Annotated in this window: 17 protein-coding genes and 2 rRNA genes; 18 read left to right on the plus strand and 1 reads right to left on the minus strand. The window is 47.9% G+C overall.

Features of this window, described 5'->3' with window-relative positions; all coding sequences use genetic code 11:
* Nucleotides 1-122 precede the first annotated feature (122 nt).
* From MKZ13_RS02960 to MKZ13_RS03000, 9 genes are all read left to right on the plus strand, one after another.
* A complete protein-coding gene (locus tag MKZ13_RS02960) occupies nucleotides 123-311 on the plus strand; it encodes a hypothetical protein (RefSeq protein ID WP_017690840.1) in 189 nt (62 codons plus the stop codon).
* A 133-nt stretch (nucleotides 312-444) separates the two neighbouring features.
* Entirely contained in the window at nucleotides 445-1,206 is a 762-nt protein-coding gene (gene map, locus MKZ13_RS02965; protein ID WP_076215505.1) for a type I methionyl aminopeptidase, read from the plus strand.
* Nucleotides 1,207-1,771: 565 nt separating this feature from the next.
* Nucleotides 1,772-2,824: a cytochrome c oxidase subunit II gene (gene coxB / locus MKZ13_RS02970; protein WP_047840266.1), complete on the plus strand. Its 1,053-nt coding sequence runs from the start codon at nucleotides 1,772-1,774 to the stop codon at nucleotides 2,822-2,824.
* 32 nt (nucleotides 2,825-2,856) lie between these two features.
* Nucleotides 2,857-4,746, plus strand: a complete 1,890-nt coding sequence (ctaD, locus tag MKZ13_RS02975; RefSeq protein ID WP_091038336.1) for a cytochrome c oxidase subunit I — start codon at nucleotides 2,857-2,859, stop codon at nucleotides 4,744-4,746.
* Nucleotides 4,743-5,369 (plus strand): cytochrome c oxidase subunit 3, encoded by a 627-nt coding sequence (locus MKZ13_RS02980; RefSeq protein ID WP_047840264.1) that lies wholly within the window; start codon nucleotides 4,743-4,745, stop codon nucleotides 5,367-5,369. The genes ctaD and MKZ13_RS02980 overlap by 4 nt, the downstream gene beginning before the upstream one ends.
* 3 nt (nucleotides 5,370-5,372) lie before the next feature.
* Nucleotides 5,373-5,693: a cytochrome C oxidase subunit IV family protein gene (locus MKZ13_RS02985; RefSeq protein ID WP_036613178.1), complete on the plus strand. Its 321-nt coding sequence runs from the start codon at nucleotides 5,373-5,375 to the stop codon at nucleotides 5,691-5,693.
* A gap of 108 nt (nucleotides 5,694-5,801) precedes the next feature.
* Entirely contained in the window at nucleotides 5,802-6,725 is a 924-nt protein-coding gene (gene ctaG / locus MKZ13_RS02990) for a cytochrome c oxidase assembly factor CtaG (RefSeq protein ID WP_339185310.1), read from the plus strand.
* Nucleotides 6,726-6,759: 34 nt separating this feature from the next.
* Nucleotides 6,760-7,224: a DUF420 domain-containing protein gene (locus tag MKZ13_RS02995; protein ID WP_036613174.1), complete on the plus strand. Its 465-nt coding sequence runs from the start codon at nucleotides 6,760-6,762 to the stop codon at nucleotides 7,222-7,224.
* Between the two features lie 142 nt (nucleotides 7,225-7,366).
* Entirely contained in the window at nucleotides 7,367-7,738 is a 372-nt protein-coding gene (locus MKZ13_RS03000) for a hypothetical protein (protein ID WP_036613171.1), read from the plus strand.
* A gap of 110 nt (nucleotides 7,739-7,848) precedes the next feature.
* Here the strand turns inward: MKZ13_RS03000 and MKZ13_RS03005 are convergent, their stop codons facing one another.
* Nucleotides 7,849-8,178, minus strand: coding sequence for a hypothetical protein (locus tag MKZ13_RS03005; protein ID WP_339181643.1), 330 nt, complete (start codon nucleotides 8,176-8,178; stop codon nucleotides 7,849-7,851).
* Nucleotides 8,179-8,391: 213 nt separating this feature from the next.
* Here MKZ13_RS03005 and MKZ13_RS03010 point away from each other — a divergent pair, with 213 nt between their 5' ends.
* The 9 genes from MKZ13_RS03010 to MKZ13_RS03050 all read left to right on the plus strand — a co-directional run bounded on the left by MKZ13_RS03010 (nucleotide 8,392) and on the right by MKZ13_RS03050 (nucleotide 19,815).
* Nucleotides 8,392-9,105 carry a hypothetical protein gene (locus tag MKZ13_RS03010; RefSeq protein ID WP_339181646.1) on the plus strand — a complete coding sequence of 238 codons (714 nt, stop codon included), beginning with the start codon at nucleotides 8,392-8,394 and terminating at the stop codon, nucleotides 9,103-9,105.
* Between the two features lie 89 nt (nucleotides 9,106-9,194).
* On the plus strand, nucleotides 9,195-9,584 hold the full coding sequence (locus MKZ13_RS03015; protein ID WP_036613231.1) for a GntR family transcriptional regulator: 390 nt from the start codon (nucleotides 9,195-9,197) through the stop codon (nucleotides 9,582-9,584).
* Nucleotides 9,585-9,599: 15 nt separating this feature from the next.
* Entirely contained in the window at nucleotides 9,600-10,496 is an 897-nt protein-coding gene (locus MKZ13_RS03020) for an ABC transporter ATP-binding protein (protein WP_091038346.1), read from the plus strand.
* A 20-nt stretch (nucleotides 10,497-10,516) separates the two neighbouring features.
* Entirely contained in the window at nucleotides 10,517-11,419 is a 903-nt protein-coding gene (locus tag MKZ13_RS03025; protein WP_339185312.1) for an ATP-binding cassette domain-containing protein, read from the plus strand.
* On the plus strand, nucleotides 11,412-12,707 hold the full coding sequence (locus MKZ13_RS03030) for an ABC transporter permease (RefSeq protein WP_339181648.1): 1,296 nt from the start codon (nucleotides 11,412-11,414) through the stop codon (nucleotides 12,705-12,707). The genes MKZ13_RS03025 and MKZ13_RS03030 overlap by 8 nt, the downstream gene beginning before the upstream one ends.
* Nucleotides 12,708-12,804: 97 nt before the next feature.
* Nucleotides 12,805-13,083 carry a hypothetical protein gene (locus tag MKZ13_RS03035; RefSeq protein WP_339181650.1) on the plus strand — a complete coding sequence of 93 codons (279 nt, stop codon included), beginning with the start codon at nucleotides 12,805-12,807 and terminating at the stop codon, nucleotides 13,081-13,083.
* A 182-nt stretch (nucleotides 13,084-13,265) separates the two neighbouring features.
* The gene (locus MKZ13_RS03040; protein WP_339181654.1) at nucleotides 13,266-14,486 is read left to right on the plus strand and encodes a TraB/GumN family protein; all 1,221 of its coding nucleotides are present in this window, start codon (nucleotides 13,266-13,268) and stop codon (nucleotides 14,484-14,486) included.
* Nucleotides 14,487-15,024: 538 nt separating this feature from the next.
* Nucleotides 15,025-16,577 (plus strand): 16S ribosomal RNA (locus MKZ13_RS03045).
* A gap of 310 nt (nucleotides 16,578-16,887) precedes the next feature.
* Nucleotides 16,888-19,815 (plus strand): 23S ribosomal RNA (locus MKZ13_RS03050).
* The 16S and 23S rRNA genes sit together here, the layout of an rRNA operon.
* Nucleotides 19,816-19,834 lie beyond the last annotated feature (19 nt).

Genomic DNA, 19,834 nt, shown 5'->3' on the forward strand with positions numbered 1-19,834 from the left:
GCGAGGTTCCCGACCTAAAGCTTGCTTTAAGCCGCGCACACAACTTCATGGATGGCATTTAAGACTTATTCGGCATTCTCTAAACGGAGCATTCACTTTCAACGTTTTGGGAGGGAATTACAATGGCAACGAAAGGTCACAATGAGGTCAAAGAAAGTTTGAGGGAAATGACTCGGATTTTCCGTCCTAAAGATCCAAAAAAATTCGTGAAGGAGTACGTGAGAAAATACCGGATTACGGGTGGATACGAGGAAGAATTGACTTCTGTGGTTGAGCATGAGCTTGTCAAGATGGATTCTTCCGTGTCCTGAAACAACACACAACTCTGATTATACTGTTCCGATAATGAATAGAACCGTCTCCCGGGCGATAAGCTCCGGCAGGCGGTTTTTTTTGCGTTCCTGCTGCATATATATGGGAGTACACCTACAGCGGGAAGGATGAATGCATGTGGACCCTATTTTGAAAACCAAAGAAGAGATTGGCTACATGCGGGAAGCTGGCCGAATTTTGCGAAGTTGTCACCAGCATATTGAGCAGTGGATGATCCCCGGTATCACGACAGCAGAGATTAATGAGCGGGTGGAAGAGTTTCTGGCAGTACGAGGAGCCACACCGGAGCAAAAAGGGTACAAAGGATATCCGTACGCGACATGTGCCTCTGTTAATGAAGTGGTCTGCCACGGATTTCCTGGGGAAGAGGAGCTGGCGAGCGGGGATGTAGTGACCATCGATATGGTGGTGAACAAAGACGGCTGGCTTGCTGACTCGGCCTGGACATATGGAATTGGTGAAACAAGCAGATCCATTCGCAAGCTGATGAGACGAACGGAGAAGGCCCTTGAGCGGGCGATTGCCCAGGCAGTTCCAGGAAATACACTCGGAGATATTGGAAGTGCCATTGAACGAACAGCCAGGTTGTATCGGTACGGTATTGTGAAGCCTCTCATTGGTCATGGAATTGGTCAATATATTCATGAACCCCCAAATGTGTTGCCTTATGGCAAACGCAGAACGGGCACGATGCTGACAGAGGGCATGGTTATTACGATTGAACCCATCTTTACAAAAGGCAGTTCCGGGGCCGTTGTGTGGGATGAAGATGGATGGACGGTAAGGACGGTAGATGGCAGCTGGGGGGTCCAGTATGAGCATACGGTTGCGATTACTGGGAATGGCCCCTTGATTCTGACCGATGGCACGTGAGATGAAGTCAGTGAAGAAGAGGACTTGAGTTGAACTTTCTCCGACATGCTCCATGCTGTTTTGAGCTTGAAGATAGCGGTATGGAGCGATAGGCATGTCTTCTGAATGGATATGGAAGAGGTTTTCCATAAATTCTGATCTTTTTTTTGCATAATAGCACATGTTTTCAATGTGAGAAAAATCACCAATAAATCGAGTTTTATCACCGAAATTTGGCAAAAATTTTCAAATGTAGAGTGTAATACTTTTAACTGAAATCGTTTGCAAATCAAGTTGCAGAGCGGTTTTTTACATAAAGTGAACAATTTGTGAACATGTGTCCAAAGATTGACAAAATCATACCCTCAACTTATATTTAATAAGTGATTGAAGCATATAGAATGAATTGGAAGAATGCGCAGACATGCCCTGAGCAGGAAATCACGGGAGTACTGGAAGCGTTATTTTTGGAAGCGTTCTGTATGATGAAGAGGATTATGCGTATCGTGCTGAAACGTACCTTTTGTTGCCTTTCTACCGAACGACAACGGTAATCTACGAAAACGTAAAAAAGTGGGGTAGATCAATGATGAAACAGTGGCAGGTTGCAAAGCGAATTCTCCCCTTGCTGGCGGTGTTCTCTTTGCTGCTATCCGCATGCGGGCGGGAAGACTTGTCGGTAATGAAACCTCAGGGTCCTGTAGCGCAAGGCCAATATGATCTGATGAAGTTATCCATCGCGATTATGATCGTGGTGCTCATCATTGTATTTGCCATAGCGGCCTACGTTCTGATCCGGTTTCGTAGACGAGCCGGGCAGACTGAGATGCCCGAACAGGTTGAAGGTAATTTCAAGCTGGAAGTAATATGGACAGCCATTCCGTTATTGCTGGTTATTGTTCTGGCAGTACCGACGGTCCAAACGATTTTTGCCCAAGGCGAAGATCTGTCCAATGACAAAAACGCACTTAAGGTCCAAGTCACCTCGCATCAGTACTGGTGGGAATTCACTTATCCTCAATATGACGTAACCACCGCTCAAGATCTCATCATCCCGACCGGAACCAAAATCGCATTCGAATTAAAAACCGCTGACGTGCTTCACTCCTTCTGGGTGCCGTCACTTGCGGGCAAAATGGACACAAACCCGGATGGAACACTTAACAAGTTCAGTTTCTCTGCACCGAATGAAGGCGTTTACCGCGGTAAATGTGCCGAGTTATGTGGCAGATCACATGCTTTCATGGAGTTTAAGGTAAAAGCAGTGAGTCAGGAATCGTTTGACAGATGGGTGAACCAGATGAAAGCACCCGCAGTCCTTCCTGAAGATACTCAATTGGCCGAAAAGTTCAAAACAAACTGCCTTTCTTGCCACGCTGTTGGTGATCAAGGTGGACCGGTTGCACCTAACCTGACGGGAATCGGCGGCAAGGAATCTGTCGCAGGCATTTTGCTGAATTCTCGCGAGGGACAGGAAGAAGGTAGTCCGGTACTGGATAACATGAAAGAATGGCTCCATGATCCACAATCCGTGAAGCCGGGCAATACCATGCCGAATCCCAAAGATCTTGGGTTGACGGATGAAGAAATCGACGGAATTGCCGAATATCTGGCCAACTACAAATTGGACTATGAATAGAACAGCAAGGACGAAGAAGGGGGTACACAACCTTGGCTCATGCGCATAGCGTCAAGAGGTACAGGGGCTTGATGGATTGGATCACCACCGTCGATCACAAAAAAATCGCCATTCTCTATTTGGTTGCGGGTGGATTTTTCTTTGGAATCGGCGGCATTGAAGCCATTTTGATTCGGATTCAACTGATGAAGCCTATGAATGATTTTGTATCGGCACAGGTCTTCAACGAATTGATTACAATGCATGGAACTACAATGATTTTCCTTGGTGTCATGCCACTTATATTTGCCATTATGAATGCTGTCGTGCCTTTGCAGATCGGGGCACGGGACGTTGCTTTCCCGTTTCTTAACGCGCTGGGTTTCTGGACGTTCCTGTTTGGTGGGTTACTGCTGAACCTGAGCTGGGTTATGGGTGGAGCGCCGGATGCAGGCTGGACCTCATATACGCCGCTTTCGGGCAGTGAGTACAGTGGAACGCATGGTGTGGATTTCTACACCATCGGCCTTCAGATCGCGGGTCTGGGAACGCTCATCGGGGGCATTAACTTTCTCGCAACGATTATTACTATGCGTGCTCCAGGCATGTCCTACATGCGGATGCCAATGTTTACATGGACAACATTTATTACATCTGCCATTATCCTTTTTGCGTTTCCTGCCATCACGGTAGGGCTTGTACTTTTGACGTTTGACCGTATACTGGGAGCGAATTTCTTCGATGTCGCAGGTGGCGGTAACCCGGTACTCTGGCAGCACATCTTCTGGATCTTCGGGCACCCGGAAGTATACATTCTGATTTTGCCGGCATTTGGTATCATCTCGGAGGTTATCCCGACCTTCTCGCGTAAACGGTTGTTCGGATACAGCTCCATGGTATTTGCCACCATCCTGATTGCCTTCCTGGGCTTCATGGTATGGGCGCATCACATGTTTACAACAGGTCTGGGTAATGTAGCCAACGCGCTTTTCTCCATCTCCACGATGTTGATTGCCGTACCTACCGGGATCAAAATCTTTAACTGGCTCTTTACGATGTGGGGTGGACAGATCCGTTTTACAGCGGCAAACCTGTTTGCAGTTGGTTTTGTCCCAACCTTCGTTATGGGTGGCGTTACAGGCGTTATGCTTGCATCTGCTCCGGCAGACTTCCAGTTCCATGATACGTACTTTGTTGTAGCCCACTTCCACTACGTTATTGTAGGGGGACTCGTACTTGGATTGTTCTCAGGATTACATTACTGGTGGCCGAAGATGTTCGGACGTATTCTCAGTGAAACACTGGGCAAATGGACATTCTGGACATTTATGATCGGTTTCCAATTAACGTTCTTTGTACAGCATTTCCTCGGTCTGATGGGGATGCAGCGCCGGATCGTTACATATTTGCCGAATCAGGACTTTGACCTGCTCAATCTGGTCAGCTCCGTCGGTGCGTTTCTAATGGGTGTTGGGGTTATCATGTTCCTCGTGAACATCGTAATCACAATGAGAAAACCGGCTGGCGCGCCAAACGATCCGTGGGAAGACGGCCGTACACTGGAATGGTCTATTCCATCTCCGCCGCCGGAATATAACTTCAAGCAGACACCGCTGGTACGCGGAATTGATGCATATTGGAAGGAAAAAATGGCAGGACATACGGAGATGACACCGGCAGAACCTGTAGGTTCGATTCATATGCCTTCAGCAACGCCGTTGCCGTTTGTAATGTCAGTAGGTATCTTTATCGCCGGACTTGGCTTGATGTTCAGCAAGGATGAATTCGGAAATGCATTTATGAATGTCATTTTTAACAATTATATTGTAGTTATTATTGGTCTCGTAATCACATTTGGCGCAATGGCACTTCGTTCACTTTATGATGATCATGGCTGGCATATTGAACCGGAGGATCAGGATGAGAAGGGGGCTAGAACATGACAACCTCACATGCCGAACCGGTGAACGACAAATTGCCGCATGAACCGGAGAAAGCAACGCTGGAAGGCCGTAACAAGCTTATTGCCTTCTGGTTGTTCCTTGGCGGCGAGACGGTACTGTTCGGTACACTCTTTGCTACCTTCCTGGCTCTTCGTGGCCAAACCAATGATGGACCTACGGCGAATGAACTGTTCCACCTGCCACTCGTGGCCGCTGCAACGTTCATTCTCCTGGTCAGTAGTTTGACGAGTGTATTCGCGATTCAGGCCATGCATAAGGGCAAGCGAGATGCATTGGCATTGTGGCTTGGCATCACGGTAGTACTGGGTATGGGATTTCTCGCACTGGAAATTTACGAGTTCTACGAGTATGTGAAACATAAAGAATTTGGCATGACCACGAGTGCATTCAGTTCAGCATTCTATACACTGGTCGGGTTCCACGGAGCCCACGTTGCTTTTGGTATTGTGTGGATCGGAATCATTATCGGTCAGCTGTTCAAAAAAGGATTGACGGTCGTAACCGCACCTAAAGTATACGTCTCAGCAATGTACTGGCACTTTATTGACGTGGTATGGGTGTTCATCTTTACGGTCGTGTACCTGCTCGGAAAGGTGGGGTAGCACATGTCGGCACAGGATAAGACAGATCAACAGCCTGTGAAACACCGTCACCGGACGGAAGGGCCACAGAAACACGTCGTGGTGTTTATCTTCTCCATTATTCTTACGCTGATTGCGTTTGCGGCTGCTTCTGCCGGAGGGGTCAACACAACCTTTATCATTATTATTTTGCTCGTCATGGCTATTCTTCAAGTATTCGTTCAATTGGGTTATTGGATGCACTTGAAGGACAAAGGGCACTTGATGCCGATTCTGTTCATGGCCTTTGGCTTTTTCGTAGCCTTTACGTGCATCATTATGGCACTCTATTGGGTCTGGTGGTAAAAGAGATGGCGGCGGCGCATTGCCGCCGTCTTTTCCCCTTTTTGCCGAATGAATCTTCACAAAGTAATGATGGCAACAACCAAATCAGGTCACGGGGAGGTTTCCCGTATGCTCGGGTTGCAATATTTTAGCTTTAACGATTTATGGAGTCCGCTTATATTGGCTTTATTTCTAATCATTGCTGCGGCTTATCTGGTACTTGTGGGACCTTTAAGCGAGCAAATAAAGGATGCAGAACCTGCGAGTGCTGCACAGAAAATCATGTTTATTACAGGGTTGTTTGTCCTGTATCTGGCTCAAGCTGGACCATTTAATCTGCTTGGTCACGTGATGTTTAGCTTCCACATGGTGAGCATGGCGTTCTCCTATCTGGTAGCTCCGCCGCTGATGATGAAAGGTTTGCCGATATGGGTATGGCGCAGAGTCGTACGCTGGTTGCCTACACGTCAGCTATCGTTCCTGGCTCATCCAATCGTTGCGGCAGTGCTCTTTAACGGGCTGTTCTCGCTGTATCACCTACCGATTGTACATGATTACGTCATGCTGAATTTTACCGTTCACCGATTGTATTATATTGCATTGTTCATCACCTCGATGCTCATGTGGTGGACATTGCTGAATCCGTTGCCAGAAGGCAGACAAGCATCGGGGTTATCCAAGATCGGTTTTATTTTTCTGAATATGGTGCTGCTTACGCCTGCGTGCGGATTGATTATCTTTGCGTCCGAGCCATTGTATCAGACGTACAGCAACCCGGCAGTATGGGCTGAAGCAATGCGGTATTGTGTGTCTGGAGATTCTACGGCGTTACTTCGCTCCTTCGGTGGGCCTGCGTTCTTCAACTTCCTGTCTTCCGCGAAGGAAGATCAGCAGGTCGGTGGCATTGTAATGAAGTTTATTCAGGAAGGGATCTTTGCCTCCATGCTGGCCTATGTCTTTTTCCAATGGTATCGGAAAGAGAAGCAGGAAGATGATGATGATTCGTATCCTGCAGGGGACACAGGGGGGCCGCTCAATCCGGCTGCCAAATAATGAAGTAATGTTCTGACAAGAGGGGGAACACACGATGGATATGTATTTTTGGCTACCAACGATCAGTACTTCTTTCATTGTGATTAGTGCAGTACTGGTGGGGATTGGATGGGTACTGATTATTCGGGGTAAACGTGAGGCTCATCAGTCCGCCATGGTAGCAGGTGCGATTGCAGCTCTAATCTTCTTTGTGATCTATATGTCTCGTACAGTGTTTGTGGGTAATACAGCTTGGGGCGGAGACCCGGATCTGGAGATCTTTTATCGGATTTTTCTGATCTTTCACATTATCCTGGCTACAGTGGCAGCGATATTCGGCATCTCTACACTGGTTCTGGGGTTCAAAAAGAAGTTCGGAACACATCGCCGCTGGGGCAAGTTCACGTCCATGATCTGGTTCGGATCAGCCTTAACGGGTGTTGTCGTGTATGTTCTTCTATACCTCTTATATCCTGGTGGTCATACACGTCCGGTATGGGAAGTTATCCTCGGCGTATAAAAGTATAGATATAACCTCCGGTTACTCGGGCGTGCGTCACTATAACCTTCTGAAAATATGAAAATGGACGAATCTAGTAGACGATTCGTCCACGCTTCCTCTCTCATTCATTCATAGAATGATTTCGAGAGGGGGAAACAAAATGAAAAAAACAGTCAACGTCAGTCAAACGTATCCACGTCTTACCGTGTATTCAGAAGAGAACTACAGAGGGAGAAGCCGCATCTATCGTGGCAACACGGGGCTCCGCAACCTGGACAATATTTTGGATGGGGTGGAGAGCCTGCGCTTTTTCTCAACAAGTTCCAATGCAACACTGGTTGTGTTTACACGTCCTAACTTCCAAGGTGGATTCCGGGTTTTCCGAGGCAACACCAACTTGAGAGATTTGGATGATCTTATCCGTGGCAATGATGTGGAATCCCTGATCTCCACCAATCAACGGTTAACGCTGGCTCAGATTCGTGCAATCCGCAGGGATCGCAGTCTGCCTAGTGGCTACAACCTCGTTTAATCGTAAGACCTCTTCTGTAAACAGGTGCTAGAGAACGGCAAAGGGCTGTACCCGAATTGTGTTTACACAATAATGGGTACAGCCCTTCTTTTGTGTTTGCCGAATGAAGTCTAATCCCCGCCACCTCCACTGTCTCCGCCACCGCTATCTCCACTGCTGTCGTTGCTGCTACCACTATCGCTGTTGTGATGAGAATGTGTGCCTGATGAAGAATCCGAATCATGATGTTTGTGATCCGGTGTGTGTCTGGCATGTCGATCGTAGGAGTCATCTCCCATAATGACCGGGTATCCCGAAGCAGAGTCCGTATAACCGTTGTTACGGCGAATGCGGTGTCTGCCTTTTTTGGCAGAATGACGATGAGGTTCATCCCGGAGGACCAACCAGATAACGACGATAAGGAAAAGGAGGACAAACCCGAACTCAACCAGCCAATCCATAGTTGTAACCTTCCTTTCTTTGATTCGGTACTATAGTTTATTTTAACTTAAATTTGAAAAGTGTCCCATCCCGTCTTCCTGATTCAGGAAATTTAGGGGTTGACGGGATGAGAATTTGGTCTGTATACTGTGTATATTGATATATACAGTAAACACAGTGAACACAGTAAGCAAGATGAGTGAGTGAATGACAGGTGAAAGGCAGGCATGCATATGAACGAATGGAAGCAGGCGTGGTGGTTGACCCGCAGCCAGATGAGTAAGGATAGGCTCCAATGGCTATGGTCTGCATTATTCATGATATACACTGGCGGCATGAGCGGTGTGATGTTTTTAGGACAACAACAGACAGATATTATTAATCCAGTAGTGGATTCCTTCTTTTTAATCATGTTGCCATTTCAAGGGTTTATGTTCTGCAGGCGCTCCTTCCGTTACATACAGGAGGATTCTTATACGCAGATGCTGGCCTACTATCGTAGAATTCCCATCCCTGAACAAGTGGTGATGTGGTCCAGGCTACAGCAGTCTCTGATGGCTTTTACGTACAATGGAATCTTTTTCTACGGATCGTTATACGTGGTTAACTTTCATGCCGAAGGATTCCGATGGGATCAGTACCTGGCCTTTAGCCTTACCTGTACAGGTTATGGCCTTTTGGTAACAGGATTGTATATTTACGGAGAGTTTCTGAACAGTGGCAAGAAATACTTGCTTCTCAGTACGCTTTTTATACCCATCGCCATTGGCATATCCATACTGATTCGAATGTCAGGCAGTTACGGATTACGGATTGTAATGGATGGAAGTAAATCATGGGGGCTACTTTCCCCGATCATGTGGATTGCTCTGGTGGCTGGCGTAGCGGGATTATGGCTGTTTAGTCGCTTGACGCTGAAGAAGCTGGTTCATCGGGATTTGAATTAAAATGAGAATTGAGCTTATGTACGAATACAGGATGAAACCGGCACGGTCAGGTAACAGACTGGAGTGTACCGGAGGGCGAGGTGCAAGATGTGAAAATACCCATTCAAATTAATGAAAATAGCGCTGAACCTTTATATCACCAAATTGAAAATCAGTTAAGATCTTTAATAATTACGGGTCAGTTGGGGGAGGGAACACATTTGCCGTCCATTCGTGAGTTCGCCGGAGCACTGAATTGCAGTGTTATTACGGTTAGACGGGTCTATCAGGATCTGGAGAATGAAGGCTTGCTTCGTACGAAGCAGGGGACAGGGACATTTGTGGCCCAAGTAGAAGCCGGCGATAGAGAAAATTATAGATTAAAGGCCGCACAAGAAGCGATGCAGGCAGCGGTGCAGTCCGGGAAATCGGTAGGCTGTACGGAAGAAGAGATGGAGAGCCTGTTCCGGGAAGTCCTGAAGGCTATTTACGTGAAGTAAGGGAGTGATTCATACGTGGAACCCATAGCAATCCAGTTGAACGGCGTATCCAAAATGCGAAAACGCAGAGTTATTGGCCCAATTGATCTGACCATCCCGGAAGGGTATATAGTGGCTATTCTCGGTCACAACGGTTCAGGCAAAAGCACCCTTCTTAACATGCTGCAGCAAGTGGTGCTGCCAGATGCTGGGCAGATTATATGGTTTGGTCAGGAACATGATGGGCCACTTCCCATTGAACTGAGACAACAGATTGGTTTTGTGGCAGATAACGCTGGTTCAGAAGAGAACCGGATAACAGCACAGGAAGCAGCCCATTTCCGGGCGTACTGGTACCCACGTTGGGATATGAAGTTGTTCGACCAACTGATTCATGATATGGAAGTACCTGTTGATGTGAAGCTGAACAAGATGTCCAAGGGAGAACGGCGCAAATTTGAGATTGCAGCTGCAATTGCAGCTCGCCCAAGACTATTGCTTTTGGATGAGCCTTCATCAGGACTGGACCCCTTTGCCTGGAAAGTGATGGTTGAGCAGTTCCGTACCTTCATGGCGGGGGGAGACACCACGATTCTGATTGCCACACATATTGCGGACGAAGTCAAAAGGCTTGCGGATTACATCGTATTGATGCACCGTGGTCAGTCACTGGGAATGGCCGAGAAAGATATGGTGCTCGATCAGTGGAAGGAAGTCTGGTATGAAGGAGACTTAAGGCCAGAGAGCATCCCTGGTGTTGTGGAATCTTCTTTGGAAGAGGGCGGTCTGGTTCGCGTAATTACAACCCGGGTCAGCGAAGCGCAGGAAAGGCTGGAGCTGTCGAATAACCGAGTATTGAAAATCCGTAACTTGGAATTGGATGAAGTGCTGGCATTCTGGATTGCCGGGTATGCACCCGTACAGTGGAAATAACCGAAGGGAGACGATAAATGATGAACCGATTGGAATTGAAGCAAGTCGTCAAGCAATATGCAGACAAAACAGCCGTTAATGGAGTCACGCTCAATGTAAAAGAGGGGGAGATTTACGGATTGCTCGGAGCCAATGGTGCAGGTAAAACAACAACAATGCGCATGGTGCTCGGACTGATTCACCCGGACGGAGGGAATATCCTGTACAACGGCAAGTCCTATAATACGGAACTGCAACAGATTATGGGTTATCTTCCGGAAGAGCGCGGATTGTACCCGAAGGTGAAAGTCAGCGAACAGATTAATTACCTGGCACGACTTCGTGGCATGAATGGTAAGGACGCAGATCAGAGCCTCAAGTACTGGCTGAATCGGTTTGAGGTACCTGAGTATTACGATAAGAAGATCGAGGAGTTATCCAAAGGTAATCAGCAGAAAATGGGCTTTATCGCAGCTGTAGTGCATAGACCGCAGATTCTCATTCTGGATGAAGCGTTCAGTGGACTGGATCCTGTCAACGTGGAATTACTCAAGTCCACCGTCAAAGAATTGCGTGACGAAGGCACGGCCATTCTGTTCTCAACACACCGTATGGAGCACGTTGAAGAGTTGTGTCGTCAGATCACCATTCTGCATCGTTCCAACACGGTGGTACAAGGAGAGATCAAGGAGATCAAGAGCCGGTATCCACGTGAACAGGTATTCCTGGGTACGATTGGTAGTGTGGAAGGACTTGAACAGTTGCCTGGTGTGAAGAAAGTCGAGCGGAATGAGCGCGGTTACCTGATACATATTAGTCAGGTGGAAGCAGCTCAAGAGATTCTGAGAACAGCGATGACTCAGACGACAGTGGAACACTTTGAACTGAAGGAACCAACGCTTAACCAAATCTTTATTCGTGAGGTAGGTGAGTCGAATGAATAAAATGGGAACGATTACGGGTTTTACATTTAAAAACAAAGTTAAAACGAAATCATTCATGGTGACGACCATTGTACTTGCACTTTTAATTTCAATCGGACTCAATGTCCCGTATTTCATTACCTTATTTAATGGGGGTTCCATCGGTGGAGCTTCAAGCAGTAATCCTGTAAATATCGGTCTTCTGAGTACAGGGCAGCCTGAAGTTTCCGAGAAATTGGAGAGCTTCTCTGCAGCTCAAGGAAATCAGGCCTATCGATTCATTGCCAGTGGTGACAAAGATGAAGCTGCTCTTGCGGCGGATGTGGAAGCAGGGCTTACTGATGGTTATCTGAAGTTTGAATCTGTTTCCGGGCAAGAGTTCCCGCAGCCCATTCTATATTCAGCAGAAGACGTATCACCTCAGATCATTGCATCCATTGAAGCGGCATTACAGAGTGTGAAGCTTGATGTGGTTGTGAAGGATGTACTCACAGCGGAGCAGAAGGAACTGATTACAACACCTGTGAAGCTCACCGAGCAAAGTTTGAGTACAGATGAGAGCGGGGCGGGTACTGAGTCTAAAGGTGCAATGAGCCCGATTAACTATATTGTAGTGTATTTGCTGATCATCCTGCTGTTTACCTCAACGATGATGACAGGTAACATGATTGCCTCCGAGATCACAGCTGAGAAGAGCTCGCGTATTATGGAGATTCTGATTACGAGTGTATCTCCGCTCAGTCAGATGTTTGGTAAAATCATCGGGATTTTCATGGTGGGGATGCTGCAAATCGGGATCTTCGGAGCGGTAGTTGCCGGAAATATCTTGCTGCCGCATAACCGTGCAGTATTAGGTGATTTCAATATGAGTCTGAGTGATGTGAATAGTGCAGTTATTGTGTACGGACTCATATTCTACATTCTGGGTTACTTCCTGTATGCCGTGTTGTTCGCTGCCATTGGTTCAATGGTAAGCCGTACTGAAGAACTCGGTCAGGCTGTTCTGCCGATTACGATGTTATCGCTTGTTTCCTTCTATATTGCGATCTTCAGTATTTCTACGCCGAACATTCTCTTGTTGAAAATCGCAAGCTTCATTCCATTCACGTCGCCGACAGCGATTCTGGTACGGATCGGCGCAGGAGTTGCGCCAACTTGGGAGATTCTAACGTCCTTAGCGATTCTCATTGTATCCATTATCGTCTTCGGATGGCTTGCAGCCAAAATCTATCGCACAGGTGTGTTGATGTACGGTAAACGCCCAACCTTCAAGGAATTGTTCAAAGCCATGAAGGCATATAAGATCTAGGTTGAGTGTTTGAAGGTAAGGTGTGTGATGTGGTGGTTAGTGGTGTGCTGTGTCGGTAGTGTTATATTAAATCGAGTTCAGGAGAGGGTTGACGATCATGCAGCAGTTAAAAGGGTTCTATATACAGTTTTCGAGGGAACCTCTGTGGTTTAAAGCATTGATCCTGACTACACTGCTACTTTCCATTGTATTCAGTAGTTCAGCCTTTTCAGAGCAGGTCTATTACCAAAGCATCGCTAAATTAGCAATCGCTATTTTCTTCGTTGCATATGGAGTGAAGCTGCGGGGTAATCGGAAGATTGCTGTAGCGTTCTTTTTCCTGGCAATGATCAGTATCTATTTATCATGGAATAGCTTGGATTTTGCGAATATCTAACATTGAACATATATGACGGTTTCGTATGTATTGTTTCTTATCTAATGAGTGTAATGCAGGGATAAAGTGCTGCTCCGTTTGTGGAGTGGCACCAATCCCTATCTTTAACCGTAGTATCTAAGTATGTTCATTCTATTAAAAATTGGATTGGCAACTATATTCAATAAAGGAGATTACATAATATGAAGAATTGGAAACGCATGCTCTTATCTCTCACAATCTCGGTAGGTTTGCTCGCATCTTCAGTACCAGCTATGGCTGCTCCACAAGGAACTTCCGTCAAGGTTAATGATCAAGCTGTGAAATATGCCACAGGAGCACCAATCCTGGATAAAGGTACGACATTAGTTCCACTGCGGACTACGCTGGATGCCATGGACGTGAAGCTAACAACTGCGACAGATGATACGATCACGGCTGTAGTAGATGGCAAAACGATTACACTCAAAAGCAAGCTTACACGGATTAACGGTGTAACGTATGCGCCAATCCGCATCGTCGGTGATGCTGCGGGTTATGAAGTTCGCTGGGATGCTGCAACGCGCACCGTGCTGTTGGTATCCAAAGGGGGAGCAACTGAAACTGCGCAAACTGGTGGACGTGGCTTCATGTGGGAAGTTGAAAGCAATGGCAACACGGTCTATCTGGTAGGGTCCATGCATATTGCGGATGAGAGCTTCTATCCATTGCGTCCGGAGTTTGAAGAAGCCTTTGCGGAAGCTGATTATCTCGGGGTAGAGATTGATATTAGCAAAGCCGCTGACGAAGAGCAGCAAAAGCTGGTTCTAAGTCTGGGTTCGTATCAAGATGGAACAACACTGAAAGACCACATTTCCAGTGAAACGTATACTAAGCTGGGTGATGTATTGAAGAAAAATGGTCTGGAGTCTAACGCCTTGGATGCATTTAAGCCTTGGGTAGTAGAGAGCACACTTGCAAGTTTGAAGTCCACAACGGCAGGATACGAAGCGTCAGCAGGAGTGGATCTGTATTTCATCCAGAAAGCGATCGAACGCAAACTTCCAGTTATTGAGTTAGAGAGTTATCAATCTCAACTTGGCATGTTTAACGACTTTTCCAAAGAAACACAAGAGGAAACACTGAAAGCGACAATTGAAAACTTCGACGTGTTGGATAACAGTGTGAATGAAATGGCTGAAATGTGGAAAACGGGTAATGACGAGCAACTGCTTGAACTGACAAACAGCTTCTCCACTAACGAGGAATATAACAAAGCAATGCTGGTTGATCGTAACATTGGTATGGCGGACAAAATCGATGGTTACTTGAAAAACGGCAAAGGTGAGGAATATTTCATTGTTGTTGGCGCGGCACACTACTTGGGTGATCACGGCATCGTGAAACTGCTTGAGGATAAAGGATATAAAGTAGAACGTAAATAAATATAGACTACTATAGAAGGTAACCCTTTCGTCTCGAATATAAGAGTTGAGAGAGTTACCTTCTTATATATAGAAGAAAGACAGATTAAATAAAGAAGATCAAGCTGTAGGATAATACAATTGAACCTAAGAGTTCGTTGTAGATTGAAGGTCCTTAATATGGTTAGATCGTGGATTTGATATGTTTTGAAATTAACTCTTTACAAGTGTATGATCTACATGGTATATTCTATTTCCGGCCAAAAAAACACGAGATACACGGTGCGGCAAGCGAATGAAATAAGCTTCGAAAGAAACTTAAAAAAAGAGCTTGCAAAGTTGGTTCGGACATGATATTATATAAGAGTTGCTGAAGAGAACGACATTCGGTAACGGAAACAAGTTTGATCTTTGAAAACTGAACAACGAGTGAGTGAACATTCTGCTTGCAGAATGAACGCGAAAGTTAGAGACAAGCCTTGGCTTGAATCGACTGAAGCACAAATGAGATTTTTAATCTCGTCAGATTCAAAATGAGCTTATCGCTCTTTTCAATACTTTATTGGAGAGTTTGATCCTGGCTCAGGACGAACGCTGGCGGCATGCCTAATACATGCAAGTCGAGCGGAGTTGATAGGAAGCTTGCTTCCTTGATACTTAGCGGCGGACGGGTGAGTAACACGTAGGCAACCTGCCCTCAAGTTTGGGACAACTACCGGAAACGGTAGCTAATACCGAATAATTGTTTTCTTCGCCTGAAGGAAACTGGAAAGACGGAGCAATCTGTCACTTGGGGATGGGCCTGCGGCGCATTAGCTAGTTGGTGGGGTAACGGCTCACCAAGGCGACGATGCGTAGCCGACCTGAGAGGGTGATCGGCCACACTGGGACTGAGACACGGCCCAGACTCCTACGGGAGGCAGCAGTAGGGAATCTTCCGCAATGGGCGAAAGCCTGACGGAGCAATGCCGCGTGAGTGATGAAGGTTTTCGGATCGTAAAGCTCTGTTGCCAGGGAAGAACGCTTGGGAGAGTAACTGCTCTCAAGGTGACGGTACCTGAGAAGAAAGCCCCGGCTAACTACGTGCCAGCAGCCGCGGTAATACGTAGGGGGCAAGCGTTGTCCGGAATTATTGGGCGTAAAGCGCGCGCAGGCGGTCATTTAAGTCTGGTGTTTAATCCCGGGGCTCAACCCCGGATCGCACTGGAAACTGGGTGACTTGAGTGCAGAAGAGGAGAGTGGAATTCCACGTGTAGCGGTGAAATGCGTAGATATGTGGAGGAACACCAGTGGCGAAGGCGACTCTCTGGGCTGTAACTGACGCTGAGGCGCGAAAGCGTGGGGAGCAAACAGGATTAGATACCCTGGTAGTCCACGCCGTAAACGATGAGTGCTAGGTGTTAGGGGTTTCGATACCCTTGGTGCCGAAGTTAACACATTAAGCACTCCGCCTGGGGAGTACGGTCGCAAGACTGAAACTCAAAGGAATTGACGGGGACCCGCACAAGCAGTGGAGTATGTGGTTTAATTCGAAGCAACGCGAAGAACCTTACCAGGTCTTGACATCTGAATGACCGGTGCAGAGATGTACCTTTTCTTCGGAACATTCAAGACAGGTGGTGCATGGTTGTCGTCAGCTCGTGTCGTGAGATGTTGGGTTAAGTCCCGCAACGAGCGCAACCCTTATATTTAGTTGCCAGCACTTCGGGTGGGCACTCTAGATAGACTGCCGGTGACAAACCGGAGGAAGGTGGGGATGACGTCAAATCATCATGCCCCTTATGACCTGGGCTACACACGTACTACAATGGCCGGTACAACGGGCTGCGAAATCGCGAGATGGAGCCAATCCCAACAAAGCCGGTCTCAGTTCGGATTGCAGGCTGCAACTCGCCTGCATGAAGTCGGAATTGCTAGTAATCGCGGATCAGCATGCCGCGGTGAATACGTTCCCGGGTCTTGTACACACCGCCCGTCACACCACGAGAGTTTATAACACCCGAAGTCGGTGGGGTAACCGCAAGGAGCCAGCCGCCGAAGGTGGGATAGATGATTGGGGTGAAGTCGTAACAAGGTAGCCGTATCGGAAGGTGCGGCTGGATCACCTCCTTTCTATGGAGAATCGTTTCCTGCAACGGAAACATTCAAAACTGCAGCTTAGCTGCAAACTACTCACTCGTTGTTCGGTTTTGAGAGCTCAAACTCTCAAACAGCTTGCTTTTGCATGGAGCTTGTTCTTTGAAAACTAGATATCGAAACGAAACAAACGCGAATTAGAACATTCCTTTTTAGCTGAACTTGTGCAAACAAGTCAAGTGTATAAAGGTAGTTAAATTGCTTTTGTGATGGTATCGGGTGAGAGCGACTTTTGGCTTTGCGCAAGCAAAACAAGGGAAGCGAGCGACCGAAACCGGAACAAAATGGTTAAGCTACTAAGAGCACACGGAGGATGCCTAGGCGCTAGGAGCCGATGAAGGACGTGGCGAACAACGAAACTGCCTCGGGGAGCTGTAAGCAAGCTTTGATCCGGGGGTGTCCGAATGGGGAAACCCAGCTGGGGTAATTTCCAGTTACTCATAACTGAATACATAGGTTATGTAGAGGCATACCAGGGGAACTGAAACATCTAAGTACCCTGAGGAAGAGAAAACAATAGTGATTCCGTCAGTAGCGGCGAGCGAACGCGGAGAAGCCCAAACCAAAGAGCTTGCTCTTTGGGGTTGTGGGACGTCTCACATGGAGTTACAAAGGAACCGGTTAAGCGAAGAGGTCTGGAAAGGCCCGCCAAAGAAGGTAAAAGCCCTGTAGTTGAAAGTTGGTTCCCTCCGAGACGGATCCCGAGTAGTGCGGGGCACGTGAAACCCCGTATGAATCCGGCAGGACCATCTGCCAAGGCTAAATACTTCCTAGCGACCGATAGTGAAGCAGTACCGTGAGGGAAAGGTGAAAAGCACCCCGGAAGGGGAGTGAAATAGAACCTGAAACCGTGTGCTTACAAAAAGTCAGAGCCCGTTTTAGGGGTGATGGCGTGCCTTTTGTAGAATGAACCGGCGAGTTACGTTCCCGTGCAAGGTTAAGGTGAAGAGCCGGAGCCGCAGCGAAAGCGAGTCTGAATAGGGCGACTTAGTACGTGGACGTAGACCCGAAACCGGGTGATCTACCCCTGTCCAGGGTGAAGGTGCGGTAACACGCACTGGAGGCCCGAACCCACGCATGTTGAAAAATGCGGGGATGAGGTGGGGGTAGCGGAGAAATTCCAATCGAACTCGGAGATAGCTGGTTCTCCCCGAAATAGCTTTAGGGCTAGCCTCGGAAAACAGAGTCGTGGAGGTAGAGCACTGATTGGGTGCGGGGCCCGCAAGGGTTACCAAGCTCAGTCAAACTCCGAATGCCATAGACTTACTTCCGGGAGTCAGACAGTGAGTGCTAAGATCCATTGTCAAAAGGGAAACAGCCCAGACCATCAGCTAAGGTCCCCAAGTGTGTGTTAAGTGGGAAAGGATGTGGAGTTGCACAGACAACCAGGATGTTGGCTTAGAAGCAGCCATCATTGAAAGAGTGCGTAATAGCTCACTGGTCGAGTGACTCTGCGCCGAAAATGTAACGGGGCTAAACACACCACCGAAGCTATGGCTTGATGCTTTGCATCAGGGGTAGGGGAGCGTTGTATAAGGGTTGAAGGTGTACCGTAAGGAGCGCTGGACATTATACAAGTGAGAATGCCGGTATGAGTAACGAAAAGATCAGTGAGAATCTGATCCGCCGAAAGCCTAAGGGTTCCTGAGGAAGGCTCGTCCGCTCAGGGTAAGTCGGGACCTAAGGCGAGGCCGAAAGGCGTAGTCGAAGGACAACAGGTCGAAATTCCTGTACCACCGTAAGCCGTTATGAGCAATGGGGGGACGCAGTAGGGTAGTGACGCGGACTGATGGATGTCCGTCTAAGCAGTGAGGCTGATGTGTAGGCAAATCCGCACATTGTAAGGCTGAGCTGTGATGGGGAGCGAAAATTGTAGTAGCGAAGGTCATGATCTCACACTGCCAAGAAAAGCCTCTAGCCAGGTGATGGTGCCCGTACCGCAAACCGACACAGGTAGGCGAGAAGAGTATTCTAAGGCGCGCGGAAGAACTCTCGTTAAGGAACTCGGCAAAATGACCCCGTAACTTCGGGAGAAGGGGTGCCCCGGTAGTGTGAATAGCACGAGGGGGCCGCAGTGAAAAGGCCCAAGCGACTGTTTAGCAAAAACACAGGTCTGTGCGAAGCCGTAAGGCGAAGTATACGGGCTGACGCCTGCCCGGTGCTGGAAGGTTAAGGGGAGTGGTTAGGGAGTAATCCCGAAGCTGTGAACCGAAGCCCCAGTAAACGGCGGCCGTAACTATAACGGTCCTAAGGTAGCGAAATTCCTTGTCAGGTAAATTCTGACCCGCACGAATGGCGTAACGACTTGGGCGCTGTCTCAACGAGAGATCCGGTGAAATTTTAATACCTGTGAAGATGCAGGTTACCCGCGACAAGACGGAAAGACCCCATGGAGCTTTACTGCAGCTTGATATTGAATTTGGGTACGATCTGTACAGGATAGGTGGGAGCCTTTGAAGTGTGAGCGCCAGCTTGCATGGAGGCAACGTTGGGATACCACCCTGATCGTATCTAGGTTCTAACCTGGTACCGTAATCCGGTGCGGGGACAGTGTCAGGTGGGCAGTTTGACTGGGGCGGTCGCCTCCTAAAGAGTAACGGAGGCGCCCAAAGGTTCCCTCAGAATGGTTGGAAATCATTCGAAGAGTGCAAAGGCATAAGGGAGCTTGACTGCGAGACCTACAAGTCGAGCAGGGACGAAAGTCGGGCTTAGTGATCCGGTGGTACCGCATGGAAGGGCCATCGCTCAACGGATAAAAGCTACCCTGGGGATAACAGGCTTATCTCCCCCAAGAGTCCACATCGACGGGGAGGTTTGGCACCTCGATGTCGGCTCATCGCATCCTGGGGCTGAAGTAGGTCCCAAGGGTTGGGCTGTTCGCCCATTAAAGCGGTACGCGAGCTGGGTTCAGAACGTCGTGAGACAGTTCGGTCCCTATCTGTCGTGGGCGTAGGAAATTTGAGAGGAGCTGTCCTTAGTACGAGAGGACCGGGATGGACGTACCGCTGGTGTACCAGTTGTTCCGCCAGGAGCACCGCTGGGTAGCTATGTACGGACGGGATAAACGCTGAAAGCATCTAAGCGTGAAGCCCCCCTCAAGATGAGATTTCCCAGTATGTAAGACCCCTTGAAGACGACGAGGTAGATAGGCTGGGGGTGGAAGTGCAGCAATGCATGGAGCTGACCAGTACTAATCGGTCGAGGGCTTATCCAATAGCAAGTTCTAAATCGCA

Source organism: Paenibacillus sp. FSL R5-0701 (genome assembly GCF_037973995.1).
GTDB lineage: Bacteria > Bacillota > Bacilli > Paenibacillales > Paenibacillaceae > Paenibacillus.

Excerpts from the sequence above, each read along its gene's own strand:
- MKZ13_RS02960 (WP_017690840.1), top strand. The coding sequence starts at position 123 with ATGGCAACGAAAGGTCACAATGAGGTCAAAGAAAGTTTGAGGGAAATG.
- map (WP_076215505.1), top strand. The coding sequence starts at position 445 with ATGCATGTGGACCCTATTTTGAAAACCAAAGAAGAGATTGGCTACATG.
- coxB (WP_047840266.1), top strand. The coding sequence starts at position 1,772 with ATGATGAAACAGTGGCAGGTTGCAAAGCGAATTCTCCCCTTGCTGGCG.
- MKZ13_RS02980 (WP_047840264.1), top strand. The coding sequence starts at position 4,743 with ATGACAACCTCACATGCCGAACCGGTGAACGACAAATTGCCGCATGAA.
- MKZ13_RS02985 (WP_036613178.1), top strand. The coding sequence starts at position 5,373 with ATGTCGGCACAGGATAAGACAGATCAACAGCCTGTGAAACACCGTCAC.
- ctaG (WP_339185310.1), top strand. The coding sequence starts at position 5,802 with ATGCTCGGGTTGCAATATTTTAGCTTTAACGATTTATGGAGTCCGCTT.
- MKZ13_RS02995 (WP_036613174.1), top strand. The coding sequence starts at position 6,760 with ATGGATATGTATTTTTGGCTACCAACGATCAGTACTTCTTTCATTGTG.
- MKZ13_RS03000 (WP_036613171.1), top strand. The coding sequence starts at position 7,367 with ATGAAAAAAACAGTCAACGTCAGTCAAACGTATCCACGTCTTACCGTG.
- MKZ13_RS03005 (WP_339181643.1), bottom strand. The coding sequence starts at position 8,178 with ATGGATTGGCTGGTTGAGTTCGGGTTTGTCCTCCTTTTCCTTATCGTC.
- MKZ13_RS03010 (WP_339181646.1), top strand. The coding sequence starts at position 8,392 with ATGAACGAATGGAAGCAGGCGTGGTGGTTGACCCGCAGCCAGATGAGT.
- MKZ13_RS03025 (WP_339185312.1), top strand. The coding sequence starts at position 10,517 with ATGAACCGATTGGAATTGAAGCAAGTCGTCAAGCAATATGCAGACAAA.
- MKZ13_RS03030 (WP_339181648.1), top strand. The coding sequence starts at position 11,412 with ATGAATAAAATGGGAACGATTACGGGTTTTACATTTAAAAACAAAGTT.
- MKZ13_RS03035 (WP_339181650.1), top strand. The coding sequence starts at position 12,805 with ATGCAGCAGTTAAAAGGGTTCTATATACAGTTTTCGAGGGAACCTCTG.
- MKZ13_RS03040 (WP_339181654.1), top strand. The coding sequence starts at position 13,266 with ATGAAGAATTGGAAACGCATGCTCTTATCTCTCACAATCTCGGTAGGT.